Origin of the sequence: Bacillus pseudomycoides DSM 12442 (assembly GCF_000161455.1) — a bacterium.
Classification (GTDB): domain Bacteria; phylum Bacillota; class Bacilli; order Bacillales; family Bacillaceae_G; genus Bacillus_A; species Bacillus_A pseudomycoides.
The window spans coordinates 4,231,519-4,248,406 of the sequence record NZ_CM000745.1 but is presented as its reverse complement, the minus strand read 5'-3'; the positions used below and the strand labels follow the sequence as shown (position 1 = coordinate 4,248,406).

At 33.9% G+C, this 16,888-nt stretch carries 12 protein-coding genes and 2 pseudogenes; 5 read left to right on the top strand and 9 right to left on the bottom strand.

Features of this window, described 5'->3' with window-relative positions; all coding sequences use genetic code 11:
- The 4 genes from BPMYX0001_RS21680 to BPMYX0001_RS21665 form a co-directional block, all read right to left on the bottom strand.
- The gene (locus tag BPMYX0001_RS21680) at window positions 1–3,510 is read right to left on the bottom strand and encodes a condensation domain-containing protein (RefSeq protein WP_006096434.1); all 3,510 of its coding nucleotides are present in this window, start codon (window positions 3,508–3,510) and stop codon (window positions 1–3) included.
- 43 nt (window positions 3,511–3,553) lie between these two features.
- Window positions 3,554–4,021, bottom strand: coding sequence for a thioredoxin family protein (locus tag BPMYX0001_RS21675; protein ID WP_033799211.1), 468 nt, complete (start codon window positions 4,019–4,021; stop codon window positions 3,554–3,556).
- 3 nt (window positions 4,022–4,024) lie between these two features.
- Window positions 4,025–4,456, bottom strand: a complete 432-nt coding sequence (locus BPMYX0001_RS21670; protein ID WP_033799210.1) for a disulfide oxidoreductase — start codon at window positions 4,454–4,456, stop codon at window positions 4,025–4,027.
- 179 nt (window positions 4,457–4,635) lie between these two features.
- Window positions 4,636–4,845, bottom strand: a complete 210-nt coding sequence (locus BPMYX0001_RS21665) for a hypothetical protein (protein ID WP_006096430.1) — start codon at window positions 4,843–4,845, stop codon at window positions 4,636–4,638.
- Between the two features lie 1,024 nt (window positions 4,846–5,869).
- Between BPMYX0001_RS21665 and BPMYX0001_RS34990 the strand changes: the two genes are divergently transcribed.
- Window positions 5,870–6,001: a hypothetical protein gene (locus BPMYX0001_RS34990; RefSeq protein ID WP_371400319.1), complete on the top strand. Its 132-nt coding sequence runs from the start codon at window positions 5,870–5,872 to the stop codon at window positions 5,999–6,001.
- A gap of 156 nt (window positions 6,002–6,157) precedes the next feature.
- Here BPMYX0001_RS34990 and BPMYX0001_RS21660 read toward each other — a convergent pair whose 3' ends face one another.
- Window positions 6,158–6,631, bottom strand: coding sequence for a Rok-like winged helix domain-containing protein (locus tag BPMYX0001_RS21660; RefSeq protein WP_006096427.1), 474 nt, complete (start codon window positions 6,629–6,631; stop codon window positions 6,158–6,160).
- A 1,123-nt stretch (window positions 6,632–7,754) separates the two neighbouring features.
- Between BPMYX0001_RS21660 and BPMYX0001_RS34200 the strand changes: the two are divergent.
- From BPMYX0001_RS34200 to BPMYX0001_RS34195, 3 genes and pseudogenes are all read left to right on the top strand, one after another.
- Window positions 7,755–7,976: pseudogene (locus BPMYX0001_RS34200) on the top strand (IS5/IS1182 family transposase); the annotation flags it as partial.
- A 182-nt stretch (window positions 7,977–8,158) separates the two neighbouring features.
- Entirely contained in the window at window positions 8,159–9,409 is a 1,251-nt protein-coding gene (locus BPMYX0001_RS21655) for a helix-turn-helix transcriptional regulator (protein ID WP_033799209.1), read from the top strand.
- Window positions 9,410–9,624: 215 nt separating this feature from the next.
- Window positions 9,625–9,780, top strand: a pseudogene (locus BPMYX0001_RS34195) (IS110 family RNA-guided transposase); the annotation flags it as partial.
- A gap of 335 nt (window positions 9,781–10,115) precedes the next feature.
- On the opposite strand, the gene BPMYX0001_RS21650 reads toward BPMYX0001_RS34195, so the two are convergent.
- Complete coding sequence (locus BPMYX0001_RS21650) at window positions 10,116–11,033, bottom strand: DMT family transporter (protein WP_006096425.1); 918 nt, start codon at window positions 11,031–11,033, stop codon at window positions 10,116–10,118.
- Between the two features lie 160 nt (window positions 11,034–11,193).
- Between BPMYX0001_RS21650 and BPMYX0001_RS21645 the strand changes: the two genes are divergently transcribed.
- Complete coding sequence (locus BPMYX0001_RS21645; protein WP_033799208.1) at window positions 11,194–12,642, top strand: aminotransferase-like domain-containing protein; 1,449 nt, start codon at window positions 11,194–11,196, stop codon at window positions 12,640–12,642.
- A gap of 487 nt (window positions 12,643–13,129) precedes the next feature.
- Here the strand turns inward: BPMYX0001_RS21645 and BPMYX0001_RS21640 are convergent, their stop codons facing one another.
- The 3 genes from BPMYX0001_RS21640 to BPMYX0001_RS29925 form a co-directional block, all read right to left on the bottom strand.
- Window positions 13,130–13,897: a thioesterase II family protein gene (locus BPMYX0001_RS21640; RefSeq protein ID WP_006096422.1), complete on the bottom strand. Its 768-nt coding sequence runs from the start codon at window positions 13,895–13,897 to the stop codon at window positions 13,130–13,132.
- A 52-nt stretch (window positions 13,898–13,949) separates the two neighbouring features.
- A complete protein-coding gene (locus tag BPMYX0001_RS21635) occupies window positions 13,950–14,681 on the bottom strand; it encodes a 4'-phosphopantetheinyl transferase family protein (RefSeq protein ID WP_033799207.1) in 732 nt (243 codons plus the stop codon).
- Window positions 14,682–14,742: 61 nt separating this feature from the next.
- Window positions 14,743–16,888, bottom strand: a 2,146-nt coding sequence (locus BPMYX0001_RS29925; RefSeq protein WP_167535684.1) for an AMP-binding protein, incomplete at its 5' end; no start/stop codon positions are given.

Here is a 16,888-nt window from a genome sequence, read left to right as displayed (position 1 = left end):
TTAATTAATATATAAAGCTATATTTTCCAATAAATTACAATACTGTTGCATAAAATTTTGCATGGTATCTTCATTGAATAAAGTAGTATTATATTCTAACTTTAAACGATACATTTCTTTTTCTTCATATACATGAAGTAGTAAATCATATTTAGATGTAAAATTGTTCTCTAGTGATAACTCTATATCAAGGTCATCCGTTTGGTATTTGTAATCAAATTTATTTTGATAATTAAATACAGTTTGAAAAATCGGTGTGTAACTTGGATCTTTCCCTTTTATCTCCTTAATTAACAATTCTAAAGGGATTTGTTGATGTTCCTGAGCTTGTAAGACCACTTTCTTTACTCTCTCCACTAATCCTTCTAATGTTGACTCATTAGATAAGTCTAGACGCAAAGCTATAGAGTTTGCCAAGTAACCAATCAAATTCTCAGTATTAGGAGTCCTATTTGACATAACAGTTCCTACTACAACTTCTGTTTGATTTGTATAGTTACTAATTAGAAAGCCATATAGAGATAATAAAAGTACATAAGGTGTAACTCGATAATTTTGTGCAGCCTTTAATAGGTTCAAAGTTAAATCCGATTCTACTACTTTTTCTATTGTTCTTCCATCATAAGTAATACGTGAATGACGTGGATAATCAGTCGGAAATGCTAAAATCGGTAATGTACCAGATAAATTTTCCAGCCAATATTGCAACTGTCTTCTAAAACCGTCTTTATTCTCATTAATGAAACGATTTTGCCATAAAATATAGTCTATATATTTTATAGGCAGTGGTTCTAGATCAGATGATTCGTGTTGGCAAAAAGATTTGTAGTTTGCTAATATTTCATTAATTAAAACTTCGGCTGACCAACCATCAACTACAATATGATGAATAGATACTATCAAAATATGTTCTTTTTCTTTACATTTTAACAATTTAACTCGTATCAATTTTTCAGACTCTAAACAGAATGGAGTATTTATCTCGTTCTCTATATGCTCTTTTATAACTTGTCCCTTTTCTATTTGTAGTGGGTTAGATAGATCAAAGATTGGTAGCTCAATAATGAATGTATCTATCCATTGTCGAACTTCATTGTCGATCATACAAAACCTTGCTCTTAACGCTTCATGCCTCTCAATAACTGCTTGTATACTTTTTTGTAAACTATCTACAGATAACTTCCCCTTAAATTTTAAAGTAAAAGATGTTGTATAGACTGGACTATTGGGATTGGTTTTATAGACAAACCATTGGCTTTCCTGAGACGGGCTAAGTGGATAAAATTTCTCCTTACTTAATTGAGGTACCGGATACGCTTCTTGTAATGCTTCAACTTTTCTCTTTTGATTCACGAGCATTGATAAAGATTCTAATGTCGGGTGCTGAAAAACATCACTAATACCAATTATAATTCCATGTTCTTTATTCAAGGCCGTAACCAATTGAAATGCTCTTAATGAATCCCCACCGCTTTGAAAGAAATGATCATCCAAACCAATTTCACTAATGTTTAATACTTTCCCCCAAACTTTTTTCAGTTTAAACAACATTTCATTATTATGATTTTCTAATACGCCGTCGATCTTATTGACTGCATTAACTTTCTGTTTAAATTGAATAAGAAAATTATCAATAGACTGTTTTTTTAATAATTCCTTCAATTCGATATACATTTTTGCACGTGAAACAGCTTCTTTCGGAAAGTAATCGATGGTTATTAATTCATTACAATATGAATCATCTGTGAACTTCAAAGGATATTCAGAAATTTCATTCAAAACGCTGTCAAACTTACCATTTTGGAAATCATCTATCATTCCTAAACGCTGAACTTTCCCCGTCACCGTTTTCCGAAATTCATCTTTCTGTATAGGAATAACATGAGTAGGCTGTATTCCAAGGTATCGTGTGATATGTTTTTTAATATCTTCAATCACATAACCAATAAATTCCAACTCAAAACACATTGGCGTAAAGAAGATTATTAACTGATCATTCTCTTCTTCATGATTTTGCACTCCACCTACTGCTAAATATGTTGGTTCAACCCCATATACTTCTTCAAGGATAGACTCAACCTCATAATTATAATAATTTTTAGCGTTAATAATCAGAATATCTTTTTCACGACCAGTTAATGTTAATCTCCCTTGATATAAAAAACCCATATCACCAGTTTTAAACCACCCATCAGGTGTAAAATTTTTTAAATTCCCCTCCAGATTAGAGTAATACCCATCTATAATCATGGGGCCTTTTAATTGTATTCTACCGATTTTTTTCTCATTAACTAATCGATCATCTTTATCAACAATACGAATTTGTAAACCCGGAAGGCTTCTTCCTAAGTTTGTCAAGCACTTCACATCTGGATATTTAAAACTTTTATGTTCTATTGTACCTAATGACGAATTTATTTCTACATAATCCCATATCCACTGACTATCTCCAAAAGTAATAGAGCCGCAAGCTTCAGTCATTCCATATTGAGGACAGAAACAATCAATTTTCAAATCATATCTATCCATTAAACTAAAAAATGCTTGAATCTTTTCATATATAATAGACTGTCCACCACTAAAAATATATCTAACACAAGAAAAATCCCATTCTTTATTATCTAAATCTTCTGAACGTTCATTCAATAGTGTGAATGCAAACGGAGGAGCCCATGTAATACTTACTCTACATTTATCTATCCACTCAAGCCAATTAGAAGGTTTATTTAAAAAGAATTCAATACTAGTAAGTACTTGGTTACATCCTAGATACATCCCTAATATATGTTGATTAAACAAACTAGCCCCATGATATAATGGCATCCAATTCATAATTACTTCATTCTTTGTAGCCTGGATAACATTTACAGAAGATATAATATTAAAACAAATATTACTATGTTTATATTCTGCTGCTTTCGGCTTTCCTGTTGTACCAGAAGTTAATAAATATAATGCAACGTCTTCCTCTGTCGCCTTATAAAGATTTTCTGTTGGTAAATTACTTCGCAATTCAGCAATGGATGTGGCAAAAAAATCCTTGTGTTTCCCTTCACTAAACAAGTCATTTAATTTTTCTTTTGTTTCCTGCTCCGCTATAATCACCGGTTTTTCAAATAATTCCCAACAATTAAATAACTTTAATATATCCGCATTTTTCTTATGATACTCATTAGGCGCCTTTAATGGTATAGGGGTAATTCCTCCTAGAATACAAGCCCAAAATAAAGGAACAAATGTTTCAATTTCATTTACTAATAAAATAGCTCTTTTTGAAGGTCCTAACCCAAATTTATAAAGACCATTTAAAATACATTTAGATTCTTCTAATAATTCTTGATAACTGTAAAACAACTCATTGCCGTCCTTTTGGATGTATGTAATACCTTTTTTTCTATCCATACCAGCCTTAAGAAGCATATCTGTTAATGTTTTAACATCTTGATAATTAGAATTAAATTTAGGTTGATAAATGGCTAAAGGTATTTTATTTTCATTAATCTCTATCATACATTTTCAACCTCCTACTTGAACAATTTTATTCAACTGCATTTCAGTTTAATTTAGATTCAAACCATTTCTTAAAAACATCCTCTTTTTTAGTTCCCTCTATTCTATCCATCTCTTTGCCTCCTTTAAAGTAGAGAATGGTAGGAGTTTCTTTAATTTTATAATCATCCCAGCCTTCTTGAAATTCCAAAACATTATACAAAACCAGATCAACATTAAGGTCTTTGGCTAATGGGGTGACAATAGGGGTAGTTTTCTTACAGTGAGAACATGTTGGGCTGTAAAAGTAGACAAAGCGTTCCTTGTTTTTCTCTAAATCTTTTTTCAGTTCTTCCGGTAAGATAAGGTTCTGGTAATTGGAATCATCCAGCTGTTCAACAGTGGCGGGATGAAGCTTTTCTTTGCCAAAAGGATTATTTTCTACTTTAACTGCTTGCTGTTTATTAAAAACAAAAGCAGTTATAATGAAGATGGCCACGACTAGAACAATAAACACTATCACTTTCTTCACTTTTTATTTCTCCTTTAATCTTTTATAAATTATGTATGTACATAAGAAAATAATTATAAATGCTATTAATGCAAGGAATGGAATGGTGATAAAACCAAACCAATTAATATATTTCCCACTACAAGGGATCCTTCCACAGGAAGGAGAATTATCAGAGAAAAAAGAAATATTTTGTATAAGGTAGTGATAAAAAGATATAACACCACCGATTAAAGATAAAACACTAGCATAGATACTAATCCAATACTCTTTCCTAATCACTGCTATTCCTAGAAGTACAGTGAATGGATACATTACGATACGCTGATACCAGCAGAGGGTGCAAGGTTCATACTGCCTGATTTCAGAAAAATATAAACTTCCGAACATCGCAATAATTGCAGTGGCCCACGCTAAAAATAGTAAATTATCATTTGAATTTAACTTTACTTTCATACTATGAATTCTCCTCTTAATCACTTTAAAGATAAGAATTGACTTCGCTTGCATAATCTTAGGATTTGCAAACACAAAGCCACCCTATAACAAACGACTTTCTGCAGGTTCATATAGATGTAAGGAAAAGGCTCATTAAAACTTGGATTATGTTTCATACATGAGATAAAGAGTAAAAATCAATTTAAATAGATGCCTTTAACTAATAAAAAATCCCTTTTTTCTACTGCAACTGGCTCTTCCATGTAGTAGAAGTCCAGCTCATCAATCTCATTTAATCTAGTAAATATCATTTCCCTCTCGTTTCTAAGCTGTTCGACCAGATTTTTTTCATGTTCAACCAATTGTTGAAGTCTCATTAATAAAGCATTTCTTTCATTAAATTCCATAGCACTCTCCCCTAATATACGTTTAAACTGATTTTATCATATATTATTAAATATCCTTTTTTTACAAATTAGTAAAATTATACATAATTTGTATTTATCAAGCTTTTTAAGGAAAATTTTATAAATTTTCCGATTAAATTACATAATATTCAACAACTAAATCTCTTTATTTCTCAAACTATATATAACTGACTAATTCTCCTATCTTCTTATACCTAATTTTTTCCAGTTACTATCTATACTGCTTGATAAGAAAAGAGATACGGAAAGTGCAAGATCAATGGGTGTCTAAAAATTAAAAAACCGGAGAAAAACATCAAATTTCGAACAAGAATTGGAGTTGTGCAAATTATAATGGAAGGAAAAGCCGATAAAAAAGCAGATGAAATTTGTAATATACATCATCAGTCCGTTTCCAAATATGTGAAGAGATTTAATGAAGGTGGACCGGACCTTTTTATTAGATCGTAAAATCACTCCCTCCCGAACGTAAAAGTTTCCTTAATCAGGGTCACCAAAAACTCCTTAAATGAAACAATTCTTATCAGTTTATCAAATGATCATGAACTAAGAAAAACTCTATCTTGGACTCTGCCAATTCTGAAAGTGTATATCCGTCACACCTGCGATATTGAAATTAGTGCAACTGGAATTTTACACATGTTATTGCGTTTGAAAATTCGGTACAAACGCCATCTTATACGCTTGCCAAAGCCGCTTTGAAAAAACAGCATTTTTCCGCATCTCCCCTATAACTAAAAAAACTGTTAACCGACAATACAGTACTCTTGTATCAGGATGAAATGCCTGCCAATGCTTATCAAAGTCTACACGCGACCTGATATGAAGTTGGAAAACAAAAAGAAATTCTAACTTATGGGTATCATGCCAGTGTGACTATCTTTGATACCGAGGGGGCACAAACAGGAGAACTCGTACACCGAGTCGCTTCTTCATGTAAAAAAGGAGATTTTTTAACAGTCCTTCAGTATGTATTAAACAAGTACAAAAATAAAATTTTTTCATAATTACAGGTGATGTGAACATTAACCATTTTAAGGTCATTCAAGCTTTTATGCGAGAACATCGTCATCAACTTATGTTGGTCTCTCTTCCACTGTACTCACCAAATTTAAATCCAATCGACCGGCTATGAAAATGGTTAAAAACGGCATCATCACCAACACAAGCATCTATCAAAGAAGCGGTACAATCATTTTTTGAAGAAATTTCACAGGTACCTCTGGCCGTACTACGTAGGCTTGACTTAAACTGAAGTAAATGTCAAAAATTCAAGTCAATTAATATTGTACTAACTGTTATCCTCTACGTACATATACTGTCCATGGGTAGCTTTTACAATATTATCTTCCTTCTTCATTAAATTTGTCATAAATAAAGAAATATTGCTTAGTTCTACCCCAGTTTCTGTTTCAATTTCTTTCTTCAATTCCTTCAACGGCATCGCTACCTGATGTTGTTTCAGTATATCTATAGCTACATTTCTAAGAATCCATGTTTTTTGGTGATACCCTTTTTTCCTAAACTCATTTTTTTCCGAACTCTCTTGAATCTCCTCATCTAAGTTATACATTTGTTCATATTTGGTATCCTCTATTTTACCTGAATGCCCCACTGTATAAGTAGATAATCTATCCTGGTTGTCCAGCTCCCTTAGCCGGTTAAAAATTTCTTTCCTTTCTTCTTGAAACATTTTCCGAGTTCTTTCTTCCATTTCAACAAGCTGTTCAAGCCTTACTTTTAAAGCTTCTCTTTCATTAAACATGTTAACCTCCTATAAAAAATTTTATATTTTATAAACATTTAATCAATTCTATAATTTGGGGAATGATGTGCTCAAATCTTCTAAGCACAAAAGATGGAGTATCTATCCAGAATTTCGAAATGAATAAGTCTAACATAAATTCTAATATTGAAGGAAAACTCCTTATGACTATTATACGACAAGGTATCCTGTTTGACCTACAAGAGATTTAAAACCAATCTAACGATTTGAAGCTATTTTTTCTATTAATGACATTAATTCCATCGTCGTTGTGATAACTAAGAAGTAACATTTTTATAGACTTATCGAACTTAACTATATGTCATAATTTATTCCCTTTTCGTTATAATTATAGAGCTACTTCCACTTATTGACTAAAAATTCAATTAAGCATTCTAAGGTATTATATAATTCAAAACAATAACTGTAGGTTATAATTACGAATCCATTTACATCCAAATTCATAAAATGGAGTATCAAGCCGCTATTATTTATTATATTTTTCACAAAAACACCAAACAATTAAATACATACGATCAAAGAAATGTCGAGATCCCCCGCTTTTAGCTAATGATGTTCTCTATCAAAATGTATACGAAGTGAAAAGCGTAACTACTCAGATTCCTTCCAATACCAATAGAGATAATTATATCAAAATTAACTCGTAGGCTATGTTTCGAATGATTCTATTTTCCCTGTTTTCATTACTTATTTTATGGATACAAATAAATTCTTTTTTAGTGTACTTAAAAAGCTTCGTGTCAGTGCAAAGTTCTGTGCACCTGTTCCACATTTTTCATGAACATGCTGTAACATAACTTTATCTATACCCAGCGTATATAACCATTATATTCTTTTCACTTTCGGTTTATCTAGTCCCTCAGATGAAGGTGGTTTATGACTATTTGTAGAGTTTTTAAATGTGAAATTCAAGAGCCGAAACACGATTCGAAACAACTTGAAGTTATGCAGGAGAGATTCAATTGTTTTTCCTTGTGCTTTGAATAGACGATATAATTGGTCAGGCCTTTGATTATAAACTTCTAAAAATCATTTGTAGTTCATACACTTTACCTCCTATTTTTTATATTCTCAGTGTTAACAAGAATTTGTGAAGGTAAGCTTGAAAATCAATATGGCTCTTAGAAAATATATAACACCAGTTAAAGTATCAAAAGTTTAGAAAACTATATTTAAGTGCCGTACCGCTATAGAATGTGTAAATGCTTATCTCAAGCAATTATTTCAATTGAACAATGTTCATTATCGAACGGAAAAATGCACCAAAGTTTACTTTTAACTAGTAACCTTAATTTACAATGCTTCAAAGTTAGCTACCAACTGAATTAATGCTATGTTAAATCAACACCAAGTGACTGAGACATAAAAGCTTAAACAGAACCTAAGTTCTGAAGAAATGTACTTTTTAAAAAATAATTTCCCTAAAATATAAATTAACTCTTTCTAATATTCTCACATTTTTGTATACTAATTATTGTAAAAAATCATTATCAGAGGGGTGAAATTTTGCATGTAGGGCAAAACATTAAATTTCATCGTACAAAAATGTCTCTTACTCAAGAAGAATTGGCATCAGGATTGATTTCCGTTTCCTACTTATCTAAAATTGAGAATGGCCAGATTACTGCTAGCTCCGATATTATAGAAGAATTACTTACCAGGCTAAATATTACGGAGGATGTTCAGCAAGACCAAAAGCTGTGTGAGGAAATCCGTTTGTGGTATCAGCAAATAATTAATAAAGATACAGAGAAATCTGCTGAAACCTATAATAGCCTCTCAAAAAAAATTACAATTAAAAGCTCTTTTGAACCATACTCTTTATTTCAGCTTGTCAGCATTAGATTTCTTTTAACTTTAGGAAAGCTTCAAGAAGCTAAAAATCTTTTAAAAAAAATATCAGAAATTTCAAATAACATCCCAAAGGAAATGTCTTTCTATTATTTCAAATTTAAAGGTAACTATGAATATCTGAATAATGAGTTTGAAAACGCTTTTGACTCTTATAAAGAAGCTGAATCCCTCTTTAACGGTGATACACCTTCTCTTGAAAAAGCAGATGTTCTTTATTCATTGGGGCTTACTGCAACTAAAATTGAAAAACACTTTCAGGCAATCGTTTTTACCAATCAAGCACTTGACATATTCAGAGAGATTTATAATCTAGACCGCAGCAGCGACTGTCACCTACTTTTAGGTATCCTTTATCAGTGGATGGAACAATTTGATGAGGCCGAGACAAATTTTAATTGGGCAAACACACTTGCAAAGAAGGTCGAGAACGAAGATGCTTTGGGCATTATCGAACATAATATAGGGCATTTTTATTATCTGAGAGGCGATAAAACCAAAGCATTAGATCATTATAAAAAGAGTTTGGATCTTAAACAGGATCATAATTACGATGGAAAATTAATAACTATATTGTGTATCATAAAAGCACTGTATAACAAAAAAGAAAATAGACAATTACTTTTATGGATACAAAAGGCAGAAAGTTTAGAAGGGAAAACAAAAAGCCTAGAATTAAAACACGAGTATAAAATACTTAAGCATTTGTACGACAAGGAATTTGAAGAATTTGTATATTACACAAAAAAAATTGCACTTCCCTATTTTGAGAAAAACTGCTTGTACCGTAATGCCATTTACTACTCAGAATTATTAGCAGAATATTTTAAGGAAAACCAAAAATATAAGCAGTCTGCTCATTATTTTGAATACTGTAAAGAAATTCTAAAAAAAATTAAAAAGTGAGGTTTTTTATCACGAGAAAATACTTACATAATCTTTCTATGATTACCTTAATTTTTGTCTACTCTTAACGAAGAGCTTCCTGGCCCTTTAACATAGTATAAAATAGGATCAGAATAAATTAATCGTAGGAGAAGACTGTCAGGAGATTCTCGATAGCCTTTCTCTTACGATTAATTAAGTAGTTTTATAACATTTATTAAGAGGACTCTATATAGATTTTACTCAAAATTAATCAAGTTATCGATGCTACTCTTGTAATTGGAATAGATATAGCTAAACGAACTCATTGCGCTTATCTCATTGATGAGTCAGATCGTGTACTGCAAAAAGCATTTCCTATTTCTCAGTCAAAAGAAGGGGTTGAATGGTTCTAGCAGCGTATATTGGCAACTATGAAGGAATTTGACAAGACAGAAGTAATAGTTAGAATCGTTAACATTGTTTTAAGGATACAGATATTTTCTAAGAAATTTTTGATGAAATTGTTCTCTATCTTTTTACGTCCACTCGATGAGTAATTACCCCCTTAAAATTAAGAAGTTCATTGATACTTTCAATTGTGTAAAGGAGAAAACTATCTAAATATCTGATTCGAGATGTAAAACGAAAGTTAAATAAATTGATTAATCAGAAAATTAATTAGATATAACTTACTGTATCTTTGGAAATCATAGTTATCTTCCTTTCATTATACATCCTTATTTCCTTAGATTTTTTCTCCGTGTTGCATATTTTGCTTTGCTTTTTGTTGGAATTTATCTACTTTGAGTTGGATGAACAAAACTCCAAATAGTGTGACTCCCCCACCTATAACGGTAAGTACAGTTGGTACCTCTCCAAGCCATATCCATGCAATAACAAATGCAAGAGCCGGTGTTAGGTAAAGAGAACTTGTAGCTTCCGAAGCTCCGACACGTGATGTAACGTACGCTAATGCAAGGTAAGGAATAACCGTAGGGAAGAGACCTAAGTAAACAATACTAAGTGTTGATTCTATAGATGATTTCATCATTTCACTCGTTAATCCTGGGAGAAAGAAAAGCATAAAAAACGTACCCGCCCAAATCGTATAGGTTGTAAATGCAAAAAATCCATACTTTTTTAAATAACGTATTTGAAAAACAAAATATACACTTTCTGAACAGGATGCTAAAAGAATAAACAAAATCCCACTAGTGATTTCAACCTCTCCCTCTGTTGCAAATGAAATCAAAGCTACTCCCAAAAAGCTTATAATAGATCCAATCCATCTCGATAGTCCAAACCGTTCACGTAGAAACCAAACGGCTAAAAGAGCAGAGAAAATAGGAGTTGTTGAGACAAGAAGGCTCGCAACACCTGCACTCACTGTTTTCTCTCCAATGTTTAAAGCTGTATGGTAAACAGTGAAACCTAAAAAACCTAACAATAAAATAGCAGGGATATCCTTTAATTGTGGTAACCGCATACGAGTGATTATAGCAATAAACACAAGCAATGCAGAACCGATTAGTAATCGAAAAAGAGCGAGATGTTCAGGTGAATAAGATTCTAATCCAACCCGTATTCCTGGAAAAGCTGAAGCCCATAGAAAAATAGTAAGACCATAAGCGACTATAACACGAAAATCCCATTTAATTTCCATCTCATCACTTCCTTTTATAGAATTAGAAAGCAGCCAATACCTTTTCTACCTCGTTAATATTTCTCATCTTAATAAATATTTGGTAAAATGTCTCCAACCAGTTGAGCAATTACTAACCCAACCACTTTGAATCGAAAAGAATGTGAAAGGAGAGTTTTTAGTGAGTAGTATCGATTGCAAACGAACCGAAAAAACCCTTAAATATCAAAAAATTGTTAATTATATAAAAGATAAAATCGCCTACGGGGAATGGCCAATTGGAAGTAAAATTCCAAGCCAGCGACAATTAGCCAAGTTGTTCGAAGTAAACCGAAGTACTGTCATTACTGCTTTAGAGGAATTAATAGCAGATGGGTTGATTGAAGGAAAAATAGGAATGGGCACAGTCGTAGTTAATAATACATGGACATTACTAGCTACAAATCCTTCGCCCGATTGGAACGAACATGTCAAATCGGGATTACTTAAACCAAGTCAAGCGACTGTCCAAGAGATTAATCAAGCCGAAACAAATACAAACCTTATTCAGCTTAGTAAGGGTGAACTTTCAAAAGATGTATTTCCTTTAGATACAATGAAGCTCATCATACGAAGGGTATCTGAAAAAATAGAGGCTTTCGGATATGAAGAACCAAAAGGATTTCTGCCTTTACGTGAAGCGTTAAGCAACTATTTAAAAACATTTGGTATTCATGCCTCCACTTCTTCCATTTTAATTGTTTCCGGGGCATTACAAGCTTTGCAATTGATTTCAGTTGGCCTTCTACACAGAGGATCAACCGTTTTACTGGAAAAGCCGTCATACCTTTATTCGCTACATGTGTTTCAATCAGCTGGAATGAAGCTTACAGGTCTACCAATGGGTGAACACGATCTTTTTCCAAACTCCGTTACCGTATCAAAAAAACAGCGAGGTAGAGCGCTTTTATACTCCATTCCTTGTTTTCATAATCCTACGGGGATTTTAATGTCTGAAAAACAACGTCAAAAGCTCCTTGAAGTATGTGAAAAAGAACAGCTGCCGATAATTGAAGATGATATTTATCGAGAGTTATGGATCGATGCTCCACCTCCTCCCCCATTAAAGGCATTAGATAAAAATGGACACGTATTATATCTTGGTAGTTTATCCAAAACGTTAAGCCCCGGTTTAAGAATTGGTTGGATTGTCGGTCCAGAACCTGTAATTGAACGATTATCCGATATTAAAATGCAAACTGACTACGGTTCTAGTTCGTTATCTCAAAGAGTTGCTGCTGAATGGTTAACAAGCGGGTTATATGAACAGCACCTTGAATCTGTAAGGGAACAGCTTAAAATACGGAGAACAGTAGTATTGGAGGCACTAAACATTCATTTAAAGGATATAGCCACATGGGATGTACCAAAGGGCGGGTTTTTTATTTGGTTGAAAATACTACCAAAATTATCAATGAGAGAGCTTTACATAAAAGCATTATCTGAAGGTATCCTTTTTAACCCAGGGAATATTTATGGTCAAGAATCCCACCGTTATCTTCGCTTATCTTATGGCTATGCCTCTTTAAAAGATTTGAAGCAGGGAATCTACCAAATTAGTCGAATCATTCGAGAACTGGCAAAACGTTAATAATAATACGTTACAGGGAGCAGTATTATTATTAATATTACGTAAGTAATTAAAAGAAAAGCTGGTGATTCAATTCCTTAGTACAGGAAAACTCGCTTTTTTCATGTTGAAATTGGCTTGAATCCTTTAAATTTAATCCGAAAATTGTTATAAATTCCTTTCCCTCTCACTGTATGAGAAAAAATAAGAACAAGGATGTAACTCGTCACATATAGGAAGCGCATAGAATAAAGATTAGATTAAACCAGCTATCTACATCTGGAGAAAAATAATCTATTTAGTATAGAAAAAATAAAATGAAGTCGTACAGATTTTGCTACTGCAGATTTCTATAATCAAGAAATATAAGTGAGTAGGCTATCCTCACAGTCGCTTTTCAAAATATGAAAATGTTAATAAAAAATGATGTTACAAGAAAAAGCCTCTCTTTCTCAACAAGTTAAGGACTGTCAAAACTGACAGCCCTTTTCAAGATTAAGGAATGTTTTTACCTTGTTTTCTGAAATTTATAGGTTAGTTCTTCATTAACTACCTTAAGCAAATTCTTTTCATTTTCATAGATAAAAAAATGATCGCCCGGAAAAAGGTGCATATTAAAATTGTTTGTCGTAAGTTCTTTCCAGTGTTTCAATTCCTCTGTTTTAATTGACGGATCATCTATGCCACCAAAGACTGTTATTGGACAACTTAACATGCTTGATTTTTCATATTGATAAGTATCGACAAGTTCAAAATCGGCTCTCAGAATTGGTAAAAACAGGTCCATTATCTCATGATTGCCCAATACTTCTTCTGGTGTACCATTCATTTTTCTAAGTTCCTCGATGAATTCTCTTTTCGGAAGATTATATGTAGGTGTCTCCCTTTTAGATACTTGAGGAGAACTTTTCCCTGACAAAAATAGCCTTATAGGCATCTGCCATGAACGTTTTTTCATTTCTATAGCCAATTCGTAGCTTATTAAAGCCCCCATACTATGACCAAAGAAAGCGTACGGTATAGAGCTGTTAAGAACAGGTTCCAGTTCATCTGCAAGAAAAGAGATTAACGTTGGCAGGGACCGAATAGGCTCTTCTGCTAGTCGATTTTCTCTTCCGGGAAGCTGTACCGGGCAAACTTCTACTTCTTCAGCAAGAATTTGATTCCATTGGCGGTAAGCCAATGCACTACCTCCTGCATAGGGGAAACATAAGAGCCGGACCAAAGGTCTTTTTTGGGGTTTATAATAATAAAAACTATTTTTGTTGATACTCAAGCTGACTCCTCCTTTTTTATTTTTCTAACCTTGAATTTTATTATATTTTTGTTTATTCATTTATACTGCCATAGCTTGTCGACATCTGCCCGCTTAATAAGTCTGAGGCATCAAGAAAGTTTAGGGATTCAGGGAAGGGCAGTTTATCGGTACAAACAGCTAAACTATATCTCTTATCCAAATAAAAATCTTTACAATACCAAGAAGTGATAAAGCTCCCACCCAACAGGTAAACTTGATAACTGTCAGAATCTGGTATAGGGACAAACTCCACTTTTTCCAAAGGATAGGATAATCCTGTTCCTAAGGCTTTCACAAATGATTCTTTTCGAGACCATAAACTAAAAAAAGTAGGGATGGAATCTTCCTTGTTGCCAGTAAGTACTTCTAACTCAGTTCTTGTAAGAACACCCTTAAATAAATTTATATCAATCTCCTCAATCTTCTCCGTATCTACTCCTATTCTCCCAGCAGAGTTGAGGGCACATACTACCCATTCGCCAGAATGGGTAAGGTTAAAATCGCCTTTCCATTCAGCTGGTTCTTTAAGAAAAGGCCGTCCATTTTCAAGACGCTCAACAATCAGTTCCCCTTCCGGCATTTGAAGAGCAGTAGCAAGAGCATAGCGGGCTAGAAGTACTGCTAGAAGCGCCCTCATTTTATCTTCATTTTTTTTAAATTTAAGGATTCTTACCTTGTCTGCCAGATGAATAGTCTCTAATATTCTATCAACTTCTATACTATCCCAACTTACCGAGTTTCTGACTGCATATAATGCAATCATGTTCACCACCCACTCTCTAGATTGCCTATGCATTTTAAAACTGCATAGGCATCCTGTTTACCTAGTTCACAACCTTAATTTTTTCTTTGATCCAATTACCTATCTCTTCTACTATATACTCAGGAACATTACCAGGAAGCAGATACTCTTCCATAGTTCCAGGTCCTTCTCCCTCTACGTAAGCATGATTTAATTTTTTGTAATAGCTAAATACTGCATTCCTATTCTCCGACAAAACTTCCTTCCATTTTTCGAAATCATCTTCTGTTATATTAATATCCCTTCCTCCCTGAAGCACTAAGAACGGAAAATCTTTTAACATCGAGGACTGGCTAGGAATATAATCTTTTAAACTATGCCACCATTTAACACTCGGAGCTAAGCGAAACTCTTTCGTGTTAATTTTATCAATAGGAAGGTATTGAATCATCCTCAGTTGCTCTCTACACAGTTTCAATTCTTCGGAAGATAAACCGGACAAGTCTGTTTTATTTAGAAGCATCTCAACTGCAGAAACCTGAGGATTTGGAGCAGATAGCACAACTCCCCCTGCTACCCCTTCCATTTCTTTTCTCTCCAAGATGTCAGGAAGCATCCATCCCCCCCGGCAGTGTCCGATCAGGAAAATGTCACCTACTTCTATTTTGTCTGTTTCCCTTAGAAACTTTACTGCCTGAACTGCATCTTCAGTAAATTCATCCGATACAGTATAGTCTTTAAAAAACTTAAAACGTTTGTTCGTTCGTTTTTCATAACGTAAAACAGCTATATTCTGGCTCGCCAGCCCCAGGGCAATATCTTTAAACGGCTTAAGTGCATATAAGCGCGAATCATGGTCTACTTCGCCGTCTCCAGGAATTAGGACCACTGCAGGAATTAGGCCTTTCTTCTTTGGTATTGTCAATTTAGCCGGAACTTTAATATCCCCTGAGCCTATAAGAACCTCTTGTTCGGTATATAATTCTGGCTTAACATAAGCTGGAATCTTATAAGACGGATCAAAATTAGCAGTTCCTACTCCTTTTGCCTCAGACCCAGTCGGCTCCTGAACGGTAAAGCTATATTGTTCGGTATTCATTCTATTGCGTATACTATCAGCTAAATCTTTCAAGATTGGGTGTAGAAAAAGATCATTTAAGGTAAGCTTTATATTCAGTTCCTGCTGTAACCTTGAAACAAAGATTATGCCTTTCAGGGACTGTCCTCCCAATTCAAAGAAATTATCATTAACCCCTATATTGGGAATATCAAGAATTTCTCCCCATAAATCCGATAATTTTTGCTCTATAGGATCAGCAAAAGAAAAAATATGCTTCCCGACTCTTCTTTGTTTAGGACTTGGGAGTCTACTCCTATCTATTTTTCCATTGCTGGTAAAAGGGAAAGAGTCTAGCTGCAGGAAGTGTTCTGGAATCATAAATTCCGGAAGCTGACTTGCCAGATAACGTCGCAGTCCACCTGCCTCCAATTCGCCGCTCAGAACAACGTACGCACAGAGACTAGTATTTCCTTTTGTATCTTCTCGGCAGATAACTTTTACATCTTTTACATCAGGACAATTCAACAAGGTAGCCTCTATCTCTCCAATTTCAATTCTATAACCGCGAATTTTCACTTGTTCATCCTGTCTGCCTAAATATTCAATTCGTCCATCTGGAAGCCATCTTGCCTGATCACCTGTACAATATATTCTCGCTCCTGGTAGTAGTGGATGATCAATAAAACGTTCCGCCGTTAATGAAGGCTGATTTAAATATCCTCTTGCAAGTCCTTCACCGCCTATACAAAGCTCGCCAGGGACACCAATAGGCTGCAATTGGCCCAATGGATTTATAATATAAACCTTTTTGTTAGTTATAGGACGTCCGATACTTACTTTTTCCTCTACTTCATCAGAGAGTGTAGTACAAACCGTAGCTTCGGTGGGACCATAAGCATTTATAAATCGGCGATTATAGCCCCATTTGGCAGCCAGTTCTTTCGAGCAAGGTTCTCCAGCTGTTACCACTGTAGTAAGGCTCAGCAATTCACTTTGCGGAAGCGCCCTTAAGAAAGATGGAGGCACTGTAAGGGTACTGATGGATTCTCCCTCCAGATATCGAACAAATTCTTCACCAGATAACAGTTGTTCTTTGCTGCAAATAAATAGGGTAGCACCAACCAATAATGTGTGAAAAATCTCTTCAACTGATGCATCAAAGCTACAT